This window comes from Erwinia sp. GW821-FHT03D09, assembly GCF_059420805.1.
This window is the reverse complement of record NZ_JBWKUK010000005.1, coordinates 138,939-160,421: the sequence shown is the minus strand read 5'-3', so window position 1 is coordinate 160,421 and position 21,483 is coordinate 138,939. Positions and strand designations below refer to the sequence as shown.

Genomic DNA, 21,483 nt, shown 5'->3' with positions numbered 1-21,483 from the left:
TCTTATGCCAGACGCGGGTTAACTTTATCAGCATCGATTTCGAACTTGGTAATAGCGTCCGCTACCACTTTCTTATCGATTTCGCCGCGTTTAGCCAGTTCGCCCAGTGCTGCAACGACAACGTAAGATGCGTCCACTTCAAAGTGGTGACGCAGGTTCTCACGGCTGTCTGAACGACCGAAGCCGTCAGTACCCAGCACGCGATAGTCGCTGGCTGGGATGTAGCTGCGAACCTGTTCTGCGAACAGTTTCATGTAGTCGGTAGACGCTACGGCCGGTGCGTCGCTCATGATCTGAGCGATGTACGGCACGCGTGGAGCCTCGGTTGGGTGCAGCATGTTCCAACGCTCACAGTCCTGACCGTCACGGGCCAGTTCGGTGAAGGAGGTCACGCTGTACACGTCAGAGCCAACGCCGTAGTCTTTCGCCAGGATCTCTGCCGCTTCACGCACGTGACGCAGGATAGAACCTGAACCCAGCAGCTGAACTTTACCTTTGCTACCTTCGATAGTTTCCAGCTTGTAGATACCCTTACGGATACCTTCTTCAGCGCCTTTCGGCATCGCTGGCATGTGGTAGTTTTCGTTCAGCGTGGTGATGTAGTAGTACACGTTTTCCTGTGCATCACCGTACATACGCACCAGACCGTCATGCATGATCACGGCAACTTCGTACGCATAAGCTGGATCGTAAGAGATACAGTTAGGGATAGTCAGAGACTGAATGTGGCTGTGGCCATCTTCGTGCTGCAGACCTTCACCGTTCAGCGTCGTACGACCGGAAGTACCGCCTACCAGGAAGCCGCGAGCCTGCTGGTCACCTGCTGCCCAGCACAGGTCGCCGATACGCTGGAAACCGAACATGGAGTAGTAAATGTAGAACGGAATCATTGGCAGGTTGTTGGTGCTGTAAGACGTTGCCGCCGCCAGCCACGATGCGCCTGCACCCAGTTCGTTGATGCCTTCCTGCAGGATCTGACCTTTCTCGTCTTCTTTATAGTAAGCAACCTGCTCACGGTCCTGCGGGGTGTACTGCTGGCCGTTCGGGCTGTAGATACCGATCTGACGGAACAGGCCTTCCATACCGAAGGTACGGGCTTCATCAGCAATGATTGGCACCAGACGATCTTTGATCGACGGGTTCTTCAGCATCACGTTCAGAGCACGTACGAAAGCGATAGTGGTGGAGATTTCTTTGTTCTGCTCATCCAGCAGCTGGCGGAAATCTTCCAGCGTTGGCATTTCAAGCTTCTCGCTGAACTTAGGTTCACGAGTTGGCAGGTAGCCACCCAGTTTCTGACGCTGCGCGTGCAGGTAGGTGTGCTCTTCCGAGCCTTCAGCGAAGGTCACGTAAGGTAGGTTTTCGATCTCTTCATCGCTGACTGGCACGTTGAAGCGGTCGCGGATGTAACGCACGCCTTCGTGGTTCATCTTCTTAACCTGGTGCGCGATGTTTTTGCCTTCCGCAGTCTCACCCATACCGTAACCTTTAACGGTATGAGCCAGGATCACCACAGGTTTGCCTTTGGTATCCTGCGCTTTTTTCAGCGCGGCATAGACTTTCTTCGGATCGTGGCCGCCACGGTTCAGTGACCAGATCTCGTCGTCGGTCATATCTTTCACCAGCTCTGCGGTTTCCGGATATTTACCGAAGAAGTGCTCACGCACGTAAGCGCCGTTTTTCGATTTGAAGGTCTGGTAGTCACCGTCAACGGTTTCGTTCATCAGCTGGACCAGCTTACCGCTGGTATCTTTACGCAGCAGCGCATCCCAACGATCGCCCCAGATCACTTTGATCACTTCCCAGCCGGCGCCACCGAAGATGCCGTCCAGTTCGTTGATGATCTTGCCGTTACCGGTGACCGGGCCATCCAGACGCTGCAGGTTACAGTTGATGATGAAGACCAGGTTATCCAGTTTTTCACGGGTAGCGATAGTGATCGCACCTTTAGATTCAGGCTCATCCATCTCACCGTCGCCCAGGAAGGCGTAAACGGTCTGCTGAGAGGTATCTTTCAGGCCACGGTGTTCCAGATATTTCAGGAATTTAGCTTGATAGATCGCACCCAATGGACCCAGACCCATTGATACGGTCGGGAACTGCCAGAAGTCAGGCATCAGTTTAGGGTGTGGATAAGAAGACAGACCTTTACCGTGAACTTCCTGACGGAAGTTGTTCATCTGGTCTTCGCTCAGACGACCTTCCAGGAAGGCACGAGCATAAACGCCCGGAGAGATGTGACCCTGGAAGTAAACCAGATCGCCGCCGTCTTTTTCCGTACGCGCACGGAAAAAGTGGTTGAAGCACACTTCATAGATAGTAGCGGAAGACTGGAAGGAGGACATGTGGCCGCCCAGATCCAAATCTTTCTTCGATGCGCGCAGAACGGTCATAATGGCGTTCCAGCGAATAGCAGAACGGATACGACGTTCTAAAGATGTGTTGCCAGGGTATTCCGGCTCATCTTCAACAGCAATAGAGTTGATATAGTTGCTGGCCCCGGCACCTGTGGCCACTTTCACGCCGCCTTTACGTGCTTCGCTCAGTACCTGGTCGATCAGATACTGTGCGCGCTCAACACCTTCTTCACGGATGACCGATTCGATCGCCTGTAGCCAGTCGCGAGTTTCGATCGGATCCACGTCATTGTTTAAACGTTCTGACATGGGGGGTATTCCTTATCTGTGTCTAATACGTTGAATTGTCTGGAGCCTGTCTCTTTGCATTCTGTCGTTCAAAACACACAGAGACAGGCTCGTCGTTTATACCCTTGAGCCCTGGTGCTGGCGCTGTGTTAGCCGTTACGCCAATGGTTTCGGGTATAGTGCCGCGTTATAGTTACGCGTTTTACTTACGTTATTCCTTACGTTGCTGTAAACGTCGCAGGGAACGCTCTCTACGGCCCTGCTCCCGACTTCTGTCCAGCAATATTTCCTCAATAAACGCCAGGTGGCGGTGTGAGGCTTCGCGTGCCTGTTCCGGCTCGCGTGCCACAATCGCCTGAAAAATACTGGCGCGATGTTCACTCACTTTCACCAGCATCTCCCGACGCGAGTAGAGCAACTCGAAGTTCTGTCTTACGTTCTGTTCCAGCATCGGACCCATACTGCGTAGCAAATGCAGCAGCACCACGTTATGCGCGGCTTCTGTGACAGCAATCTGATACTGCATCACCGCATCGGCTTCTGCGTCCAGATCCCCGCTATCCTGGGCGGTCTGAATGTGCAGATGGCACTGCTGTATGCGGGCAATATCGTCGTCTGTACCGCGAAGCGCGGCATAATAGGCGGCAATCCCTTCCAGAGCATGACGCGTTTCCAGCAGGTCGAACTGGGATTCAGGATGGCCGGCAAGCAGTTCGATGAGCGGATCGCTCAGGCTTTGCCACAGGGTCTTCTGGACGAAGGTGCCTCCGCCCTGACGGCGAAGCAGCAGACCTTTTGCTTCCAGACGCTGGATTGCTTCTCGTAGGGAAGGACGGGAGACATCAAACTGCACGGCCAGCTCGCGCTCGGGCAGTAATTTCTCTCCGGGACGCAGCGTCCCTTCCATAATCAGGGACTCAAGCTGCTGCTCGATGGCGTCAGAGAGCTTTGGTTGGCGGATCTTACTGTAGGCCATTATCCCTTCTTCTACGATGTGCCAGAGTTAATTGGTAATACCAATTTAAAAAAGGTGCCCGTAAAGTAACAAAGTATTCACCTGATGTCTATATGACAACCCGGCGAAACCAGACCCCCGTCTCGTTCCTGGCAAGGAGTAAACTGCATTTTTCAAATGCCCACGAATGCATAATAAATGTTAATTTTTAAAACTTTTTTGAAACACGGCAGCAGCTTAGTTGAATAGCATCCCACTAAAAGCACCATATGCTATGCACGATTTCACTTATGCTGCCCCCCTGAAATCGTTATGCACTCACCTGGTGCGTTCGGTGATTTTTTAACCACGCAGGCGCACAGAATGAGAAAGAAAGTGCAAAGCACCCCGCCTACCACTATTCTCTGCGCGACGCCAGATACAACCCGGTTTTCCTTAATCGATAAGCGTAAATATTTCAGTACGTTATTAGATTTAACCACGCTGGCAGACATAAATAAAAACAAGCATCACGAGGAAGAGTATGGAACATCAGCAGAGCGAGACGCTGCATCGCGGGTTAAAAAACCGCCACATTCAGCTTATCGCATTAGGCGGTGCCGTCGGTACCGGCCTGTTTCTGGGTAGCGCATCGGTTATCAAATCGGCCGGCCCCGCCGTTATTCTGGGCTATGCCATCGCGGGTATCATCGCCTTTCTGATTATGCGTCAGATGGGTGAGATGATCGTTGAAGAGCCGGTTGCCGGCAGCTTCAGCCACTTTGCGCATAAATACTGGGGACCGTTTGCCGGGCTGGCATCCGGCTGGAACAACTGGGCGCTGTATGTGCTGGTTGCCATGGCCGAACTGACTGCCGTCGGTAAATATATTCAGTTCTGGTATCCCGAGATCCCGACCTGGGTTAGCGCCGCGGTGTTCTTTATATTGATCAACGCCATTAACCTGACCAACGTGAAGGTGTTCGGCGAACTGGAGTTCTGGTTTGCCATTATTAAGGTATTGGCGGTCGTCGCCATGATTGGTTTCGGCGGCTGGCTGCTGTTTAGCGGCAACGGCGGCCCGCAGGCCACGGTCAGCAACCTGTGGGATCACGGCGGCTTTATGCCGAACGGTCTGCACGGACTGGTCATGATGATGGCAATCATTATGTTCTCCTTCGGCGGACTGGAGATGATTGGCCTGACCGCAGCGGAAGCCGAGAACCCGGAGAAGAGCATCCCGAAAGCGATCAATCAGGTGCTGTGGCGTATTCTGATCTTCTATATTGGCTCACTGACCGTGCTGCTGTCGCTGATGCCATGGATTCGTATTTCGGAAGACACCAGCCCGTTCGTTCTGATTTTCCATGAGCTGGGTGATGCGTTCGTTGCGAATGCGCTGAACGTGGTGATTCTGACTGCCGCGCTGTCGGTATATAACAGCTGTGTTTACAGCAACAGCCGCATGCTGTTTGGCCTGGCGCAGCAGGGTAACGCACCGAAGGAACTGATGAAGGTCGATCGTCGTGGCGTACCGGTTAATGCCATTCTTATTTCCGCTGCCGCCGCTGCTATCGGCGTGCTGATCAACTATCTGATGCCGGGCGAGGCATTCTCTCTGCTGATGTCACTGGTGGTTTCTACATTAATCATTAACTGGGCGATGATCAGTCTGGCACACCTGCGTTTCCGCAAGCGTGCTAACCAGCAAGGGATTGAGCCACGCTTTAAGGCGCTGTTCTATCCGTTCGGCAACTGGCTGTGCCTGGCCTTTATGGCCGGTGTGCTGGTGATTATGGCGATGACGCCGGGAATGGCGATTTCCGTGTGGTTGATTCCGGTGTGGATTGGCATTCTGGCTATTGGTTATGCGTTTAAGCGCCGCTCGGTGAAGGCGTAAAGTTACATTGATACTCGTCAAGGCCGAGCTGAAATGAAGTTGTCGGAAATAACAGTGGTAACTCTGAAAGGTTAATGCTGCTGGTTGTCTCTGGGATAGCGGTGGCGGTGCTGACTGGTCTTATGTTGTTGGTTATCTCTGGGATAACAGTGATAGCGCTGACTGGCTGCTGCCCCTGCCGGGCGGGTCCTCGCGCCGCTTTGCGGTCCCTTCACTTCGCTCGTCAGCCTGACGGCCCGGTACAGACGCGCGTCCTGCGCGGCTGTCCCTTTCGCCCACTTCCCTGTGGGCGAATCCTGGCTTCCTCTCTCCGTTCAGCGCTGCGGATTGCCCGTTCGGGGCAGCAGCCAGTCCGCTTTCTGATATCGATTTTGCCTGATAAATAGATAACAGCCGAAAAACACCACCTAAGCTCACCAGAAAACCCGCCCCTCTCCTTCCATTACGCAGAGGCGGGTTCCCGAGCACCTTATCCACCAGCCAAGCAATCCCACCGGCCATAAGAGAACGTTATTCGTCATTTGCACCAGGTTGTGACAAAACATAGACAGTAAAAAATGAGACAGCACGCTGCTTTTTTAGTCATTTCTGCGTGTGTAGCGTAGAAAACGAGTGCAAACCTCTGCACTTAGCACTATTCTCTTCCTGAGGCTACGCTCTGGCTCATATTTGCTCACACAACAATCGTAAACTTTTCGATACAGCATGGCAACAGGGCCTGCTGAAAAGACGAAAAAATAATAAAACATCATGAGGTTAGACATGGGACAACAGCAGGGCGAAACGCTGCACCGTGGCCTGAAAAACCGCCACATTCAGCTGATCGCGTTGGGTGGGGCCGTGGGTACCGGCCTGTTTTTGGGAAGTGCGTCTGTTATTCAATCTGCCGGGCCTGGCGTTATTCTGGGCTACGCGATTGCCGGGTTTATCGCATTTTTAATTATGCGCCAGCTGGGAGAGATGGTTGTGGAAGAGCCGGTTGCCGGTTCATTCAGCCACTTTGCCTATAAGTACTGGGGTAACTTCGCCGGTTTTGCCTCCGGCTGGAACTACTGGGTCCTGTACGTACTGGTTGCCATGGCTGAACTGACGGCCGTCGGGAAATATATTCAATTCTGGTATCCGGAAGTGCCTACCTGGGTGTCCGCCGCCGCCTTCTTTGTGCTGATCAACGCCATCAACCTGACTAATGTTAAGGTGTTCGGGGAGATGGAGTTCTGGTTTGCCATTATCAAAGTAGTGGCGGTCATCGGGATGATCCTGTTCGGCGGCTGGCTGCTGTTCAGCGGCAACGGCGGACCGCAGGCTACCGTACGCAACCTGTGGGACCAGGGCGGCTTCCTGCCAAATGGCTTTACCGGTCTGGTGATGATGATGGCCATTATCATGTTCTCCTTCGGCGGCCTTGAACTGGTGGGGATCACCGCAGCAGAAGCGGATAACCCGGAAACCAGTATTCCAAAAGCCACTAACCAGGTTCTGTGGCGCATCCTGATCTTCTATATCGGCTCCCTGGCCGTTCTGCTGTCGCTGCTGCCGTGGGCCCGCGTGACCTCGGATACCAGTCCGTTTGTGCTGATCTTCCACGAACTGGGTGATGCTCTGGTGGCTAACGCGCTGAACGTCGTTATCCTGACTGCCGCGCTGTCGGTATATAACAGCTGTGTATACTGCAACAGCCGTATGCTGTTTGGTCTGGCCCAGCAGGGCAACGCACCAAAAGCGCTGCTCAAAGTTGACAGTCGCGGCGTGCCGGTGATTTCAATCCTGTTCTCCGCTATCGCCACCGCACTGTGCGTGCTGTTGAACTATCTGATGCCGGGTGAGGCCTTTGGTCTGCTGATGGCACTGGTGGTATCTGCGCTGGTGATTAACTGGGCGATGATCAGCATGGCGCACATCAAGTTCCGCCGTAAGAAAGATCAGCAGGGTGTTAAAACCCGTTTCCCGGCGCTGCTCTATCCACTGGGTAACTGGATCTGCCTGTTGTTCCTCGCCGGTATTCTGGTACTGATGGCAATCACCCCTGGCATGGCTATTTCCGTCTGGCTGATCCCAGTATGGATACTGATTCTGGCCGTCGGCTACTGGCTGAAGAACCGTTCTCAGAAGGCATAATTTCCTCGGGACAAACGCAATCAGGCCAGCAAATGCTGGCCTGATTTTTTCCTGTCGTTCCCTGCTGGCGTTATACCAACGTACCGTAAATCGTCAGTAACGCGACAACCACCACCAGCACCAGCGACACCTTCTTCGCCAGCGATACCGCCAGCCGTGGCGTTTCTACCTTATCCATGTGCGGGTCACGCGCCAGCGAGAACTGTGCCAACCGGGTCAATACCTGATACTGAGGTGTGTAACGATCGCCCAGTGAAGCCAGCCACGCGGGCAGAGCTCGCTCACCGTGCCCCAGCAGGGCGTAAGCTACACCGACCAGTCGAACCGGGAGCCAGTCGATCCAGTGCAGCAGCGCATCCACGCCTGACTGAGAACGGGTAAGCGGATCGCGCTGACGCGCCAGCCAGCTTTGCCAGGCGCGCAGGAAGGCATAACCCACCAGCAGCACCGGCCCCCACGGACCGCCGACGACAAACCAGAACAGTGGAGCAAGGTAGAAGCGGAAGTTAATCCACAGCAGCGCATTCTGTAGTTCACTTAGATATTCTCGTTCGCTGCACTCACCCGGCATACCGTGGATCAGGGTCAGTTCTTCCGCCATCGCGTCATGCGCATGCACATCATTTTGGCTGGCAGCACGTAAATAAGCGTGATAGTGAAGGCGAACCGAGCCAGCACCGATGCACAGCAGGCCAACCAGAATCCAAAAAATTAACTGCGGCACGCCGAAAAACCAGCCTTTCAGTGCCAGCATTACCGCCGCCACTATGGCCATCACTAACAGCGTCATCAACAGGGTACGCAGCAACGAGAAATGTTTTAATCTGCGGAATAATGGCATCAGATAATGATCTAACTGCCAGTGCTCACCCATTTTGAACAGGCGTTCCCATCCGAGAACCAATAACAGGCTAAATAACGTCATGCCTTAACTCCCATCTTTTTTACCCTGGATTTGCTGCGCCAGAGCGTTGCGGAATCGGGCCCAGTTGAACGCCGGGCCGGGATCGGTTTTACGCTGCGGAGCAATATCGCTGTGCCCGGTAATATTCAGGGCCATTGCCGGATACTCAACTATCAGCTGTTCAGTAACGGCCTGCAGCGAACGATACTGCGCGTCGGTATAGGGCAACGTATCGGTGCCCTCGAGTTCAATACCGACAGAGAAATCATTACAGGCGTCGCGTCCCTGATAATTTGACACGCCCGCATGCCAGGCGCGCAAATGAAACGGCACGTATTGCACAACCTCTCCATCGCGACGAATCAGGCAATGAGCGGCAACCTGCAAATGGCTGATGCCGGCAAAATAAGGATGAACGCTGGGATCAAGCTGGCCGGTAAACAGATCGTCAATCCACGGGCCACCAAATTCGCCGGGCGGCAGGCTGATATTGTGGATCACTAACAGCGAGGGTTTTTCATCACCCGGTCGCTGGTTGAAATACGGCGACGGAACTTTCCTGGCCTCTTTAATCCAGCCATCTTGCAACTGCATGCCCTGCTCTCCTGTCGTCAGAATTCCCTCAGATTAACATGATTTATTTTGGCTCTGACAAACTTCTCACCGCATATCCACCCTGCAAAAAAATATTTTCATTTTTGTGCATCCGTTTTTCATCGCTAAACGTATATAGCAATGTGAGGCAAATACAACATGAAAGCGCTGGAGAAAAAGATCAAACAGGGCCATGGCCGTGCCGAACTGAAAACCGTTAACGGTGCGTCGCTGTGAATAATGCAGAATGGCCCGCACAACCTGCAGCTTAAAGATAATCAGAGCAATGTTGCGAATATCAGTACCTATGACGTGCAGCAGAAAAATGGCGCAATCGACGTTATTGATACCGTACTAATGCCATAACCATAAAAACGGTCTATACCCTGCAGGGGGAACGCATTGTTCACCTCTGCACCTTTATCAGAACGGTTTATGGCGGAAGAGGTTTTACACGACACTTTTCTGACGCTGTGGCAGCGAGCCGCCACCTTCGATCCGGTACAAAGCGCCCCCAAGACCTGGCTTACCAATATTGTCCGTCATCGGGCCATTGATTATCTGCGTTCGCAGGATAATCGCGTTCTGAAACTCGACGGTGAAGACGATGACATAACGGACCAGAATGCAGAGCCTCATGCTCCGCTAACAACCGAGTCACGCAGGCTTTTAACCTGCATAGATACGCTACCCGCAGAACAGCGACAAAGCGTAGTTCTGGCTTATCATCATGGGCTGTCGCACAGTGAAATTGCGCTGCATCTGCAACAACCTGCGGGTACCGTTAAAAGTTGGCTCCGCCGGGCCTTAATGCATTTAAAAGGCTGCGTGGGCATATGAAAAACAAACACGATGTTGATTCATGCCTCGCTGCAGAATATGTGCTTGGTACACTACGCGGTGCGGCCCGGCTACGTTTTATTCGCCGTACAGATCAGGAACCCGAGCCGGCGGCAGAGGTCCACCGTTGGCAAAATGCGCTGGCTGAACTGGATCGCGATGTGATACCTGTTGCGCCGCCAGAAACCCTTTGGCCGCGCATTATTAGCGATCTACCCACAGAGCCGCAGTACAACGCATCGTTGTATCAGCCCGCCGGACAGCCAGTCAACATATCGCGAAGAGCGTGGCCGATGTGGCCTGGCTGCCTCATTTGCCGGTGCCCTGCTCTATACTCAGTTGGTTCCGGTTCTGTTCAGCGGTAAAATATCTCTGCTGTAGAGTACGGCTGTTGCGCAGGCATGGCTAACCGCGCCAGCAGGATGTCTCGCAGGCGTTCCGCAGCCGGGTTCTGTAACGCTTCTGTCGTATGCAGCGCCATGCCCAGTTCACCCAGTGGTGGCAGCCTCGAATGCTGTAGTACCCGCAGCCCGTCAGGCAGACCGAAACGGCTGCGAAGCGTGATACCCAACCCGGCGGCGGCGGCGGCCCAAATTCCGCTGAGGCTGCGGCTGGTAAAAGCGACTCGCCAGGGAATGGCTGCACGGTCAAGGGTATCTATTGCGCAGGTGCGCATCAGGCAGGGCGCATCAAACAGTAACAGCGGCAGCGTCTCCTCCCCCGTCAGCCAGCGTGCCAGCTCAGAATCAGAGCGCCCAATCCAGTGAAGCGGTGCGGCAGGCAGCGCCTGCATTAATGGTGTTTTTTCTTCGCCCTGCCAGCACAGTGCCAGATCAAGCTCCCCCTGACGTATTGCCTGCAACAGTTCACCGTTGCGGCCAATGCGTGCGGATACTTCAACCTGCGGAAAGGCACGGGAGAACTCCCCTAATAGTGCGGGCAGCAATGCCTCACCAAAATCCTCCTGTAGCCCAAGGCTTACGCTGCCCGCCAGATGACGGCTGTTCAATGCACTGACCGCCTCGTCGTTGAGAGCGAGCAAGCGGCGGCCATAAGCCATTAGCAGCTCGCCGTTGGCGGTGAGCTCCAGTCGGCGTCCAGCTTTTTGCAGCAGCGGCAGGCCACTTTGTTGCTCCAGCTTTTTCAACTGGGCGCTGACCGCTGACGTTGAGCGATTAAGCTTTACGGCGGCCAGCGCAAAGCTGCCCAGCTCAATACCGGTTATCAGACTGCGTAGAGCTTCAAGGTCAAAGGTCACGCGTTTTATTTGCGACATAAACATCCTGTTTTTCGGGATTGTTAATCCAAATATATGCGATTTTCTAAATAATTACTTCCACCTATGCTGGCATTAACTCATCACATCCACAGGGAGTAACTATGCCTCATTCGCTTAAGCGCGACGATCTGGCGGCGATTGCGCCACGATTTGCTGCGATCACCGAGGACATTCTCTTTGGTGACATCTGGCAGCGCAGCGCACTAAACAAGCGCGACCGAAGCCTGATCACCGTAGCCGCACTGATTGCCGCAGGCCGTCATCAGCAACTACCCTGGCATCTTAATTTTGCCCGGGAAAATGGCCTCACCTGCGACGAACTGACGGAAGTTATTACTCATCTCGCGTTCTACTGCGGCTGGCCCGCTGCGGTAACCGCGCTGGGTCATCTACATTTCCCGCAGGAGTAAACCATGCCCTTTACCCGTATCGCCCTGCCTGGCGGAAAAACCGCGGCGTTCCGTCAAACGCTTTCAACTCTGTTACACCAAACGCTGGTCGATTTCTTCGATGTGCCGCAGGATGATTGCTTCCAGCTGTTTGATGAATATGCCCCCGGGCTGCGCGTCTTCCCGCGCAACTATCCTGGCGGCCCGCGCTCAGAGGGATTTATCTGGTTTCATATCACCGCAGGCCGACCGCGCAGCGTGGAGCAGAAGCATCGGTTCTATCTGCATCTTTCCCAACGGCTCTCTACCGAGCTGCAGGTGCAGCCGGAAGATGTGATGGTTACGTTAAGCTTTAGCCAGCCAGAAGACTGGTCATTTGCCAGTGGCAATCCGTTCAGCTGGCCACAGGAGAAGCCGTTATGATCGCCATGCAATATCGCTTTCGCCTGCCTACCGATTACAACATGAGCATCATCGAAAATCGCGTGCGGGAAAATGGACACCGGCTGGACAATTTCCCCGGCCTGGTTATTAAAGCCTGGTGTTATGCCAGCGGTAACGATCCGCGTACGAGCAGCGAGCCACTCTACGCCCCGCTCTATCTTTGGCAGGACAGCGTCAGCATGGCACGTTTTTTACAAAGCGACGGATTTAAAAAGCTCGTTGCAGACTTCGGCAGGCCCGCAATCGACTACTGGCCGGTATTAGACTTCCTACCCGGTAACGCTTTGCAACGATCCGCCTTTGCCCGACGTGAGATCGTACCCGTTGCCACAGACTGCGATTTAAGCCACATATGCAATATCCCCATTCCTGCTGCCAGTATCACCCGCATCCTTGCCTGGGATGTGCTGCAGTGGCGGCGGATCTGCTTTGAGCTAAGCGACCAGTCGTTCGACGATGCTCCGGGTGTGGAGCGCTATCGCGTTGGGCATATCTCCCTTCCTGCTCGGTAGCCAGCCGGGTTCACGACAGAAAAAAGTAGATACCTTTTTCGGAGTCGATAAGAAAATGTCGGGCAGCAGGCCTCCCCGAAGGCTGACAAACGGGGGAAAAACAGGCTAGCATGGCAATATCTGTTACCCGACCTTTTCGGAGTTAAATCATGACATCCCGCCGTTACGATCCAGATAACCGCCGTATCGAGTTGATGGAGCGTATTGAGGACGATATTCCCCCTGCAGTCGTGCAGGCGCTGCGTGAAGACCTTGGTGGCGAAGTCGATCCGTGCAAAGACATCACCGCAGGCCTGTTGCCGGAAGATACCCAGGCTCACGCGGTGGTGATCACCCGCGAACCGGGGATCTTCTGTGGCAAACGCTGGGTGGAAGAGGTTTTTATCCAGCTGGGTAATAAAACGCAAATCGCCTGGCACGTTGCCGACGGGGATACGATTACCGCCAACCAGACGCTGTTTGAGGTTAGCGGCCCGGCGCAGCTGATACTGACGGCGGAACGCACCGCGCTGAACTTTGTCCAGACGCTGTCCGGCGTGGCAACGGAGGTCAGCCGCTATGTTGCCCTGCTGGAAGGTACGCACACTCAACTGCTGGACACGCGAAAAACGCTGCCGGGACTGCGCACCGCGTTGAAGTACGCCGTACTGTGCGGTGGTGGTGCCAATCATCGCCTGGGCCTGTCTGATGCTTTCTTGATCAAAGAGAACCACATCATCGCCTGCGGCTCGATTGCCAAAGCAGTTGAAAAAGCATTCTGGCTGCATCCGGACGTGCCGGTTGAAGTTGAAGTTGAATCTCTTGACGAGCTGGAGCAGGCGCTGAACGCCGGTGCCGACATTATCATGCTGGATAACTTCACCGTTGAGCAGATGCGCGAGGCCGTCGTCCTGAGCAATAACCGATCGCTGCTGGAGGTTTCCGGCAACGTCACCGATGAAACGTTGCGAACCTTTGCAGAAACCGGGGTGAATTATATTTCCGTTGGCGCACTGACCAAACACGTTCGCGCGCTGGATCTGTCGATGCGCTTTTGTTAATCCTCTGCCGCTTTCCATACCTTTCCTCTGGTCAGCCTTTCGTGCTGACCTTTTTTATCCCTGAAATCCTTTTAACTGAAACCCTCCGGCCTGGAATATATGGCCTGGAGTGGCGAAAGATACTCCGCAAGCCAAGCCCCAAAAAGCCCCTAAGGAGTAGAATGCGGCGCTTGCCGCAAACCTTTTATGCAACGCTGCTATCCCGTTTAATTGTTCTGAACCCGTCTCTGAATTGCCTGCTTTCCCGCTATTCCACGTTTTTATTCAGGACTATGGTGCCTCCCGGTTAACCACAAGGAGACTTACCATGAGCCAGCAGCAGGGATTTACGTTAATCGAATTGATGATTGTTATTGCGATTGTCGCCATTCTGAGCGCGATTGGCCTGCCCGCATACCAGAACTACCTGCAGAAGGCAGCACTGACAGACATGCTGCAAACGGCTATGCCGTATAAAACCGGCGTTGAGCTATGTGCGATTGAGCACGGCGGCATTACCGGCTGCGAGGCCGGGAGCCAGGGTGTGCCTTCTGCCCGTACTTCGCGCTACGTTTCTGCGATAACGGTAAGCGCAGGCATTATCTCGCTCACCGGTCAGGAAAGCCTGAAAGGGTTGAGCGTGACGTTAACGCCACAGTGGGACAGCAGCGACGGCTACCTCAGCTGGCAGCGCAGCTGCGCCAGCGATAGCACGGGATTGAAAGAGGCCTGTGAGGACCTGTTCCGCTTTGATCAGGAGCAGAAACAATGATTAGCGCCAGTCAGCGTGCCGTTGAAGCTATCTGCGAGCGCTATCAGGCCGCAATTGTTGAGTTCAACCAGCAGCGCCTGCACATTGCACTGGCCGGAACGCCACCGCATGAGATGATGACGGAACTGCGTTTCCTTACGCCAGGCGTAATCGATGTGGAATGCTGGCCACAAGCACGCCTTGAGCAATATTTACACCGTACTGAAGAAACTCCGGAAGGTCCCAATCGCACTGATGAGGTGGCCGCAGGTGCAGTGGAAAGAGTTAACCACCTGCTGACTCTTGCGCTGCAAAAACGTGCTTCCGATGTCCATATTGAACCACAAGAACAAGGCCTGAGGGTCAGGATACGAGTAGATGGTGTCTTGCAGCAGGCAATGGTTCTTAAGGAGGGCAGCGCACCGCTTATCGCCCGGTTAAAAATCCTTGCCAGCCTGGATATTGCCGAACGCCGGGTACCCCAGGATGGTCAGTTTTCGCTGGTGCTTGGCGATAAAACCGAGTCTTTTCGGCTATCTACCCTGCCCACCCGCTGCGGCGAAAAAGCGGTAATACGGTTATTGCAAAGCGACGAACAGGCGATATCACTGGAAAAACTCGGCATGCCTGCAACATTGCTAAAGCATTACCGCACTGCACTTTCTAAACCACAGGGGCTGATTCTGGTAACCGGCCCTACCGGCAGCGGCAAGACGTTTACACTTTACAGCGGTCTTAGCTGGCTGAATGCGCCCAGCCGAAATCTTTGCAGCGTTGAGGACCCGGTGGAGATTCCGCTTGCAGGAGTAAATCAGACTCAAATCCATATGCGATCCGGGCTGAGCTTTCATCTTGTGCTGAGGGCTTTACTTCGTCAGGACCCGGACGTGATTATGCTGGGGGAAATCCGCGACGGTGAAACGGCTGAGATAGCCGTCAAGGCGGCGCAAACCGGGCATCTGGTGCTCTCTACCCTGCACACTAACTCCACTACAGAAACATTGGTTCGCATGGGCCAAATGGGTGTTCCGGGTTATATGCTAGCCTCGGCACTCAAACTGATTGTTGCGCAGCGTCTGGTGAGAAAGCTCTGTCCACACTGTCGTGAGCCAGCGGACGCGTTGGCGCATTTTCCCAGCAATATCTGGCCAGGAACGGTACAGAACTGGCGAGCCGTCGGATGTGAACGTTGCTTTTCAGGATATTACGGTCGGCTGGCGCTGTTTGAGATGCTGCCAGTTTCTTCTTCGCTGCAAAATGCCCTTGCACAGAATGCCAGCCCGGAAGCACTGGCAAAGTTAGCACTCCAACAGGGCATGGAACCTTTGTTCGTCGGCGGACTGCACTGCGTAAATAGAGGAGAGACAACCCTCGAAGAGTTGACGCGAGTGACCGGAGGACCGGGATGAGTCGGCGCTATTTATTTCGCTGGCAGGCGATCGACGATAAGGGTGTCATTCACAGCGGCTGCGGCTTTGCGCCAGACCATGGCAAGATCGTTGATGAAATTGTTGGTATGAAACAGCTACCGTTGAAAATTTCCCGCGGTCGTCGCTATCGGGCTGGTGACTGGCGGTGGCAACATAAAATCGCTTTTATCCGTCAACTTGCAACACTGTTAAAAGCGGGAATGCCGCTGGTGAGTGGGCTTCAGCTGCTCGCTGAAGGCCATCCAGATTCCGGCTGGAGGGCACTCTTGCTGCATCTGCAGGAGCAGATAACACATGGCAAGCCATTTTCATCAGCGTTACAGGAATGGCCGGAAGTGTTCTCGCCGCTCTACCCTGCACTGATTCATATCGGTGAACTCACCGGGGAGCTGGACGAATGCTGCCTGCGGCTTGCACAGCAACAGGAACGGCAGCAGCTGTTACAGCAGAAAGTGAAGAAAGCGCTACGCTATCCGCTGTTTATTCTGGCGGTCGCGCTGCTGGTGAGTATCGGTATGCTGGTTTTTGTACTGCCGGAGTTTGTGGCGATCTATCAGACTTTTGATGCGCCACTGCCTGCCTTTACCGCTGCGGTGATTGCCTTCTCAGAATGGTTACAGCATCAGGCTCCGTTGCTGATCGTGCCGGCCATCGCTGCCGGCATATTCTATCGCAGGCAGCGTAAAAACAATCCGAGCTGGCAAAGAGCAGAACAAAGGCTGCTGCTGAAGACTCCGTTATTATCACCGCTATATCGGGGCAGCCAGCTTAGCCAGATTTACACGACCCTGGCGCTGACTCAGCATGCGGGTCTGACTTTACTGCAAAGCCTACAGGCGGTGGAGAAAACGGTCAGTGCATTACTCTGGCAGGAAGCCATCGCTAAGCTTCAGCAACATATAGCGGCAGGGAATCCTCTGCACCAGGCGCTAAAACCGCACAATCTGTTTACGCCTTTGTGCTACCAGCTTATCAAGGTGGGTGAAGAGTCTGGATCGCTGGATGCGCTGCTGACCCGACTTGCCCGCTGGCATGAGGCCGAGACCCACCAGTTGGCCGATACGCTTGCGGCGGCACTGGAGCCGATGATGATGATGGTTATTGGTATTATCGTAGGAACGCTGGTGGTGGCAATGTATTTGCCGGTATTTCGACTTGGAGATGCACTGGGCTAATCATCCCCACACATCAACGCAGGGATGATCGGCTAAGACCGCTAGCGGTTAAATACGCGGTTTTCCTGCTCGGCAACGCGGATGAATGTCGTGCGTTTGGTCAGCTCTTTCAGTCGTTCCGCACCAACGTAGGTGCAAGCCGAGCGTAAGCCACCAAGTATGTCACGGGCAGTCAGTTCAACCGGGCCACGCAGCGGCAGTTTAACCGTTTTACCTTCTGCTGCACGATACTGCGCTACGCCGCCAACGTGACGTTTCATGGCAGACTCCGAGCTCATGCCGTAGAACAGCATAAACTGCTCGCCGTTCTCTTCGACAATTTCGCCCTCGCATTCATCGTGAGCTGCCAGCATTCCGCCCAGCATAACGAAGTCCGCGCCGCCGCCAAACGCTTTAGCCACATCACCCGGCACGGAACAGCCCCCGTCGCTGACGATCTGTCCGCCCAGTCCGTGTGCAGCATCGGCACATTCAATAACGGCGGAAAGCTGCGGATAACCTACACCGGTTTTTACCCGCGTGGTGCAGACGGAACCCGGCCCGATACCCACCTTAACAATATCGGCACCGGAAAGGATAAGCTCCTCTACCATCTCACCGGTTACCACATTCCCGGCGCAGATTGTTTTACCCGGGCAGGCTTCACGCGCTCGCTTCAGAAACGTAACAAAATGCTCTGAATAACCGTTAGCAACGTCAATACAGATGAAGTTTAAATGTGGCGAAATGGCGAGAATTTTCTGCAGTTTATTGAAGTCTTCAGCAGAGGTCCCGGTTGAAACCATGACATGTTGCAGCACAGACTGCGGCACCCGGGCGATAAACTGGCTCCACTGCTCAACGCTATAATGCTTATGCACCGCGGTGAGAACATCGAAAGAAGCCAGTGCTTCCGCCATGCTGAAGGTACCAACGGTATCCATATTAGCGGCGATGATCGGTACACCTGACCAGGCAATACCTGAATGCTTGAAGGTGAACTGACGTTCCAGTTCCACCTGAGAACGGCTTTGAAGCGTTGAACGCTTAGGCCGGATGAGGACATCTTTAAAGCCTAACTTGATATCTTCTTCAATACGCATAACGATTTTTCCTGGTTAATGGCGTTGATTCAGAAGCGCCCCCCTTTTCAGGAGCAATTTCCGATCACAGGCTGAATGCCAGTTCCAGTGACGTTATCATACGCGCTAAAAACGCGCCGACAAGACTGCGAAACATGAAATATTTACGCTACAATCCGATAAATTTACCTGTAAAAGTCTCTTGTGATCTGTACCTCATATTTGCCGCCTTCCGTATTGTAAAAGCCCGGTGACATTGCGGATGTGCAGTTGCGAGAGAGTGAGAATCAAGCTATGCCTTACACCGTAGCGCTAACCGGTGGGATCGGCAGCGGAAAAAGTACCGTAGCCAATGCCTTTGCGCAGCTGGGCATTGACATTGTCGATGCCGATATCATTGCCCGTCAGGTGGTCGAGCCAGGACAACCGGCGCTGTCAGCTTTGCATAACAGGTTTGGCGACAGTGTCCTGTTGCCAACTGGCGGCCTGAACCGATCGGAGTTACGCCATATCATTTTTAATTCTATTGTAGAGAAAAACTGGGTTAACAATTTGTTACACCCTCTTATCCACGCAGAGACACAACGACAGTTAGCATTAGCACGTTCTGCATGGTGTTTGTGGGTTGTCCCGCTACTGGTAGAAAATGGGCTACAACGCTTGGCTGACCGGGTTTTGGTTGTTGATGTGGATCGAGAAATCCAACTGATCCGCACCACGGCTCGCGACAATATCAGTCGTGAACAGGCTGAAAACATTTTGGCCGCCCAGGCTTCACGCGATGAGCGCCTGGCGGTGGCTGATGACATTATTGATAACAGCGCGTCGCCGGAAGAGGTGATAGCGCAAGTTGCCATACTCAACCAGCGCTACATCGCACTGGCTGCGGCAAGCGATCGGGATTAACAGCATGAGCACAACGGTTCTTTTTGAATACCCACTGAATGAAAAAATGCGCACCTGGCTACGCATTGAGTTCTTACTCAAACAGCTATCCGCTAGCCAAAATATTGTTGACCATCTTGGCGCACTGACTTTTTTTCGCAATGCGGCAGAACTGCTGGACGTTTTTGAACGCGGCGAGTTAAGAACCGAAATTTTAAAAGAGCTGGAGCGGCAACAGCAGAAGTTGCGTTCATGGGCCGAACTACCGGGTGTTGATATCACCTTAGTCAATGCCCTGAGCAGCGACCTCAGAAAGCGCAACGATGCGCTGATGGCTGCACCGCGGATGGGGCAGGCGCTGCGTGAAGATCGGATGATCGGTCTGGTCCGTCAGCGTTTAAGCATTCCCGGCGGGTGCTGTAGTTTTGATCTTCCCACGTTGCATATCTGGCTGCATGTCGAACAATCGGTACGCGATCGCCAGGTAAATAAGTGGCTCAGTTCGCTGGAACCGATTCGAGCTGCGCTAACCACCATTCTTGACCTGATTCGCCAGGCAGGGATCTTCCGCAATCACACCAGCCTGAATGGTTTCTTTCAGGACAACGCCGAAAACGCCGATCTGCTGCGTTTACAGTTAAAGCTTGAGGATTCGCTATATCCTCAAGTTTCCGGCCATAAGAGCCGTTATGCCATTCGCTTCCTGCCTCTGGACAGTGAAAATGGTGAAGTCCCTGCCCGTCTCGATTTCGAGCTGGCCTGTTGTTAAGGTTATAAAAATGAGTGATGTTACGATGGTTGATTGCCCAACCTGCGGTAAACAGGTGATCTGGGATCAACAAAGCACCTGGCGCCCTTTTTGCAGCAAGCGCTGTCAGCTGATTGATTTAGGCGAATGGGCTGCTGAAGAGAAATATATCCCCAGCCATAGCGATCGGAACGACAGCGATGACTGGAGTGAGCAGCAAGACAAATTCCGATAACAACTAATTTAATGTTATAGCTCGTCGAATATTGCTAACGCTTTACGCGCTGGCTTTCAGACGAGCAATAACTTCGGCATTAGCCGGTGGAAATTCTTCAGCCACCAGCTCACTTTGGGCCACCCAACGCTGTGGTTGCCCTTCCCGTCCATAGGGTTCACCTAACCACTCTCCCACAATAAAGAAATCAATTGTCACGTGCCGATCGTCAAATTGATGCTCAGTTGTCATGAAGGGCAGAAAACTAATCGCTTCAATTCCGACTTCTTCATTCAGTTCACGTTTTAATGCCTGTTCAGCGGTTTCGCCTGCCTCCAGTTTCCCTCCGGCAAACTCCCATTTATTCGCCATATGAGAATCAGCCGAACGCCGAGTCAAAAAAATACGCTGCTGTGCATCGCGTATAATTCCCACAGCAATATGCAGATACTTCATAATTATCACTCTGATAGAAAATATTCTTAAACATTATCATTTACCCTGGTACATCCGCAACACTCTTCTCATGCTTTCCCTACCTGTTCGTTGTAGAGCATTCACCCAAAAATAAGAAGTTGCGACGTCATTAAAAGATAATAATGAATCATGTAAAAATGCATTAAATTTTCATGGCAAAAAGAAAATCCATCACTGAAAAAGATAAAAACCCTAATAATCTTGTTTTTAATTTATTATTAAACAATATCAAGATTAAGAAGTTAATCACTTTAAAAACAACAAGATAAACACATTAATTTATTATTAATCACGACTTAATAACTTTACACCCTTGCAAGCAATAGCTCTTAAAATTAGCATTATCGGCATTGAAGATATCAACGAATAAGGATTACATCATGTTTAGCACTGAAGAATGCATCGAAATACTTAATCACGACATGCTGGAGTTATCTGAAGGCGTAATCGTCAACTGCAACACTAACACGCTGGAAATAGTATCTCGCCAACTCAGCATCGATTTAAATGAATCACAAAAGCGCTTACTCGTGTGCCTGATAAAAAAAGTCCATGCCAAACGGGACATTATCAATATCGTTTGGTACGAAAACCACCAAAGAATTAGTGACAATAATTATCATCAACTAACATTCCAGCTCAGGGCATTGTTACATCGTAATAATTTACCTACTAACTTGTTGGTTACCGTACCCTATTACGGTTTGAAATTAAATGAAAACCAATGGAAAACGCTGGCAAAAGCACCGACTGAAGAACTTACACCAGTAAAACCGAACACAGCCTCAGTCCATTCAAATTCTGATAATACCGTAGATAACGTGGAAATAAATATAAAAAACAGACAAATCGGCAATGTTTCATTACCGGATAAATTAATGCGATCACCGTATTTTTTACAATCATCAATTGCACAGAATGCCTTTATCCTGTGTATTTTTTTGACTCTTATCGTATTTATGTGACAACGTGAATATAAAGACGAAGAGAAGCTGCGAGCAGGTTTCCATAACCTCAATAAAACCGCCATTTATGCTGTACGTAACGGATAAATGGCGATAGCTTCACTCAACCAGCTCAGTAACGCAGTAACGCAGTAACGCAGTAACGCAGTAACGCAGTAACGCAGTAACGCAGTAACGCAGTAACGCAGTAACGCAGTAA

20 protein-coding genes and 2 pseudogenes are annotated in these 21,483 nt (G+C 52.6%); 15 read left to right on the top strand and 7 right to left on the bottom strand.

The genetic code is table 11. The features are described from left to right. Positions 1-2: 2 nt before the first annotated feature. Both aceE and pdhR read right to left on the bottom strand, forming a co-directional pair. On the bottom strand, positions 3-2,666 hold the full coding sequence (aceE, locus tag AC07U6_RS06540; protein WP_494761582.1) for a pyruvate dehydrogenase (acetyl-transferring), homodimeric type: 2,664 nt from the start codon (positions 2,664-2,666) through the stop codon (positions 3-5). A gap of 190 nt (positions 2,667-2,856) precedes the next feature. After that, positions 2,857-3,621 (bottom strand): pyruvate dehydrogenase complex transcriptional repressor PdhR, encoded by a 765-nt coding sequence (gene pdhR, locus AC07U6_RS06535; RefSeq protein WP_494761581.1) that lies wholly within the window; start codon positions 3,619-3,621, stop codon positions 2,857-2,859. Between the two features lie 502 nt (positions 3,622-4,123). On the opposite strand from pdhR, the gene aroP (AC07U6_RS06530) reads away from it, so the two are divergent. Both aroP (AC07U6_RS06530) and aroP (AC07U6_RS06525) read left to right on the top strand, forming a co-directional pair. After that, entirely contained in the window at positions 4,124-5,479 is a 1,356-nt protein-coding gene (gene aroP, locus AC07U6_RS06530) for an aromatic amino acid transporter AroP (protein WP_494761580.1), read from the top strand. A 762-nt stretch (positions 5,480-6,241) separates the two neighbouring features. Beyond that, a complete protein-coding gene (aroP, locus tag AC07U6_RS06525; protein ID WP_494761579.1) occupies positions 6,242-7,597 on the top strand; it encodes an aromatic amino acid transporter AroP in 1,356 nt (451 codons plus the stop codon). Between the two features lie 70 nt (positions 7,598-7,667). Here the strand turns inward: aroP (AC07U6_RS06525) and ampE are convergent, their stop codons facing one another. Continuing rightward, positions 7,668-8,522 carry a beta-lactamase regulator AmpE gene (gene ampE / locus AC07U6_RS06520; RefSeq protein WP_494761578.1) on the bottom strand — a complete coding sequence of 285 codons (855 nt, stop codon included), beginning with the start codon at positions 8,520-8,522 and terminating at the stop codon, positions 7,668-7,670. Positions 8,523-8,525: 3 nt separating this feature from the next. Next, positions 8,526-9,095 carry a 1,6-anhydro-N-acetylmuramyl-L-alanine amidase AmpD gene (ampD, locus tag AC07U6_RS06515; RefSeq protein ID WP_494761577.1) on the bottom strand — a complete coding sequence of 190 codons (570 nt, stop codon included), beginning with the start codon at positions 9,093-9,095 and terminating at the stop codon, positions 8,526-8,528. Positions 9,096-9,242: 147 nt separating this feature from the next. Here ampD and AC07U6_RS06510 point away from each other — a divergent pair. Both AC07U6_RS06510 and AC07U6_RS06505 read left to right on the top strand, forming a co-directional pair. Further along, positions 9,243-9,461 (top strand): annotated as a pseudogene (locus AC07U6_RS06510) (fasciclin domain-containing protein); the annotation flags it as partial. A gap of 84 nt (positions 9,462-9,545) precedes the next feature. Next, positions 9,546-9,935 (top strand): annotated as a pseudogene (locus tag AC07U6_RS06505) (RNA polymerase sigma factor); the annotation flags it as partial. Between the two features lie 355 nt (positions 9,936-10,290). On the opposite strand, the gene AC07U6_RS06500 reads toward AC07U6_RS06505, so the two are convergent. Beyond that, entirely contained in the window at positions 10,291-11,211 is a 921-nt protein-coding gene (locus tag AC07U6_RS06500; protein WP_494761576.1) for a LysR substrate-binding domain-containing protein, read from the bottom strand. A gap of 104 nt (positions 11,212-11,315) precedes the next feature. Between AC07U6_RS06500 and AC07U6_RS06495 the strand changes: the two genes are divergently transcribed. The 7 genes from AC07U6_RS06495 (at position 11,316) to hofC (ending at position 16,934) form a co-directional block, all read left to right on the top strand. Further along, positions 11,316-11,624 carry a carboxymuconolactone decarboxylase family protein gene (locus tag AC07U6_RS06495; protein WP_494761575.1) on the top strand — a complete coding sequence of 103 codons (309 nt, stop codon included), beginning with the start codon at positions 11,316-11,318 and terminating at the stop codon, positions 11,622-11,624. 3 nt (positions 11,625-11,627) lie between these two features. Beyond that, the gene (locus tag AC07U6_RS06490) at positions 11,628-12,026 is read left to right on the top strand and encodes a tautomerase family protein (RefSeq protein ID WP_494761574.1); all 399 of its coding nucleotides are present in this window, start codon (positions 11,628-11,630) and stop codon (positions 12,024-12,026) included. Next, positions 12,023-12,559 (top strand): DUF4865 family protein, encoded by a 537-nt coding sequence (locus AC07U6_RS06485; protein ID WP_494761573.1) that lies wholly within the window; start codon positions 12,023-12,025, stop codon positions 12,557-12,559. Before AC07U6_RS06490 ends, AC07U6_RS06485 begins: the two co-directional genes overlap by 4 nt. 149 nt (positions 12,560-12,708) lie before the next feature. Beyond that, positions 12,709-13,599 carry a carboxylating nicotinate-nucleotide diphosphorylase gene (gene nadC, locus AC07U6_RS06480; RefSeq protein ID WP_494761572.1) on the top strand — a complete coding sequence of 297 codons (891 nt, stop codon included), beginning with the start codon at positions 12,709-12,711 and terminating at the stop codon, positions 13,597-13,599. A 307-nt stretch (positions 13,600-13,906) separates the two neighbouring features. After that, entirely contained in the window at positions 13,907-14,350 is a 444-nt protein-coding gene (ppdD, locus tag AC07U6_RS06475; RefSeq protein ID WP_494761571.1) for a prepilin peptidase-dependent pilin, read from the top strand. Continuing rightward, positions 14,347-15,738: a type II secretion system protein GspE gene (gene gspE, locus AC07U6_RS06470; protein WP_494761570.1), complete on the top strand. Its 1,392-nt coding sequence runs from the start codon at positions 14,347-14,349 to the stop codon at positions 15,736-15,738. Before ppdD ends, gspE begins: the two co-directional genes overlap by 4 nt. Next, positions 15,735-16,934, top strand: coding sequence for a protein transport protein HofC (gene hofC / locus AC07U6_RS06465; RefSeq protein WP_494761569.1), 1,200 nt, complete (start codon positions 15,735-15,737; stop codon positions 16,932-16,934). The genes gspE and hofC overlap by 4 nt, the downstream gene beginning before the upstream one ends. A gap of 41 nt (positions 16,935-16,975) precedes the next feature. On the opposite strand, the gene AC07U6_RS06460 is transcribed toward hofC, so the two are convergent. Further along, positions 16,976-18,016 carry a GMP reductase gene (locus AC07U6_RS06460; protein WP_494761568.1) on the bottom strand — a complete coding sequence of 347 codons (1,041 nt, stop codon included), beginning with the start codon at positions 18,014-18,016 and terminating at the stop codon, positions 16,976-16,978. Between the two features lie 273 nt (positions 18,017-18,289). Here AC07U6_RS06460 and coaE point away from each other — a divergent pair, with 273 nt between their 5' ends. Genes coaE through yacG form a run of 3 tightly spaced genes read left to right on the top strand, consistent with a single transcriptional unit; the run spans position 18,290 to position 19,863 of the window. Beyond that, complete coding sequence (coaE, locus tag AC07U6_RS06455) at positions 18,290-18,901, top strand: dephospho-CoA kinase (protein ID WP_494761567.1); 612 nt, start codon at positions 18,290-18,292, stop codon at positions 18,899-18,901. A gap of 4 nt (positions 18,902-18,905) precedes the next feature. Beyond that, on the top strand, positions 18,906-19,649 hold the full coding sequence (gene zapD, locus AC07U6_RS06450; RefSeq protein ID WP_494761566.1) for a cell division protein ZapD: 744 nt from the start codon (positions 18,906-18,908) through the stop codon (positions 19,647-19,649). A 10-nt stretch (positions 19,650-19,659) separates the two neighbouring features. After that, positions 19,660-19,863, top strand: a complete 204-nt coding sequence (gene yacG / locus AC07U6_RS06445; RefSeq protein WP_494761565.1) for a DNA gyrase inhibitor YacG — start codon at positions 19,660-19,662, stop codon at positions 19,861-19,863. A 42-nt stretch (positions 19,864-19,905) separates the two neighbouring features. On the opposite strand, the gene mutT is transcribed toward yacG, so the two are convergent. Continuing rightward, positions 19,906-20,298 carry an 8-oxo-dGTP diphosphatase MutT gene (gene mutT, locus AC07U6_RS06440; protein WP_494761564.1) on the bottom strand — a complete coding sequence of 131 codons (393 nt, stop codon included), beginning with the start codon at positions 20,296-20,298 and terminating at the stop codon, positions 19,906-19,908. Positions 20,299-20,699: 401 nt separating this feature from the next. On the opposite strand from mutT, the gene AC07U6_RS06435 reads away from it, so the two are divergent. Further along, the gene (locus AC07U6_RS06435; protein ID WP_494761563.1) at positions 20,700-21,284 is read left to right on the top strand and encodes a winged helix-turn-helix domain-containing protein; all 585 of its coding nucleotides are present in this window, start codon (positions 20,700-20,702) and stop codon (positions 21,282-21,284) included. Positions 21,285-21,483: the final 199 nt, after the last annotated feature.

Bases quoted from the DNA above. Each gene is read 5' to 3' on its own strand.
- aceE (WP_494761582.1), bottom strand. From the start codon at position 2,666: ATGTCAGAACGTTTAAACAATGACGTGGATCCGATCGAAACTCGCGAC.
- pdhR (WP_494761581.1), bottom strand. From the start codon at position 3,621: ATGGCCTACAGTAAGATCCGCCAACCAAAGCTCTCTGACGCCATCGAG.
- aroP (WP_494761580.1), top strand. From the start codon at position 4,124: ATGGAACATCAGCAGAGCGAGACGCTGCATCGCGGGTTAAAAAACCGC.
- aroP (WP_494761579.1), top strand. From the start codon at position 6,242: ATGGGACAACAGCAGGGCGAAACGCTGCACCGTGGCCTGAAAAACCGC.
- ampE (WP_494761578.1), bottom strand. From the start codon at position 8,522: ATGACGTTATTTAGCCTGTTATTGGTTCTCGGATGGGAACGCCTGTTC.
- ampD (WP_494761577.1), bottom strand. From the start codon at position 9,095: ATGCAGTTGCAAGATGGCTGGATTAAAGAGGCCAGGAAAGTTCCGTCG.
- AC07U6_RS06500 (WP_494761576.1), bottom strand. From the start codon at position 11,211: ATGTCGCAAATAAAACGCGTGACCTTTGACCTTGAAGCTCTACGCAGT.
- AC07U6_RS06495 (WP_494761575.1), top strand. From the start codon at position 11,316: ATGCCTCATTCGCTTAAGCGCGACGATCTGGCGGCGATTGCGCCACGA.
- AC07U6_RS06490 (WP_494761574.1), top strand. From the start codon at position 11,628: ATGCCCTTTACCCGTATCGCCCTGCCTGGCGGAAAAACCGCGGCGTTC.
- AC07U6_RS06485 (WP_494761573.1), top strand. From the start codon at position 12,023: ATGATCGCCATGCAATATCGCTTTCGCCTGCCTACCGATTACAACATG.
- nadC (WP_494761572.1), top strand. From the start codon at position 12,709: ATGACATCCCGCCGTTACGATCCAGATAACCGCCGTATCGAGTTGATG.
- ppdD (WP_494761571.1), top strand. From the start codon at position 13,907: ATGAGCCAGCAGCAGGGATTTACGTTAATCGAATTGATGATTGTTATT.
- gspE (WP_494761570.1), top strand. From the start codon at position 14,347: ATGATTAGCGCCAGTCAGCGTGCCGTTGAAGCTATCTGCGAGCGCTAT.
- hofC (WP_494761569.1), top strand. From the start codon at position 15,735: ATGAGTCGGCGCTATTTATTTCGCTGGCAGGCGATCGACGATAAGGGT.
- AC07U6_RS06460 (WP_494761568.1), bottom strand. From the start codon at position 18,016: ATGCGTATTGAAGAAGATATCAAGTTAGGCTTTAAAGATGTCCTCATC.
- coaE (WP_494761567.1), top strand. From the start codon at position 18,290: ATGCCTTACACCGTAGCGCTAACCGGTGGGATCGGCAGCGGAAAAAGT.
- zapD (WP_494761566.1), top strand. From the start codon at position 18,906: ATGAGCACAACGGTTCTTTTTGAATACCCACTGAATGAAAAAATGCGC.
- yacG (WP_494761565.1), top strand. From the start codon at position 19,660: ATGAGTGATGTTACGATGGTTGATTGCCCAACCTGCGGTAAACAGGTG.
- mutT (WP_494761564.1), bottom strand. From the start codon at position 20,298: ATGAAGTATCTGCATATTGCTGTGGGAATTATACGCGATGCACAGCAG.
- AC07U6_RS06435 (WP_494761563.1), top strand. From the start codon at position 20,700: ATGTTTAGCACTGAAGAATGCATCGAAATACTTAATCACGACATGCTG.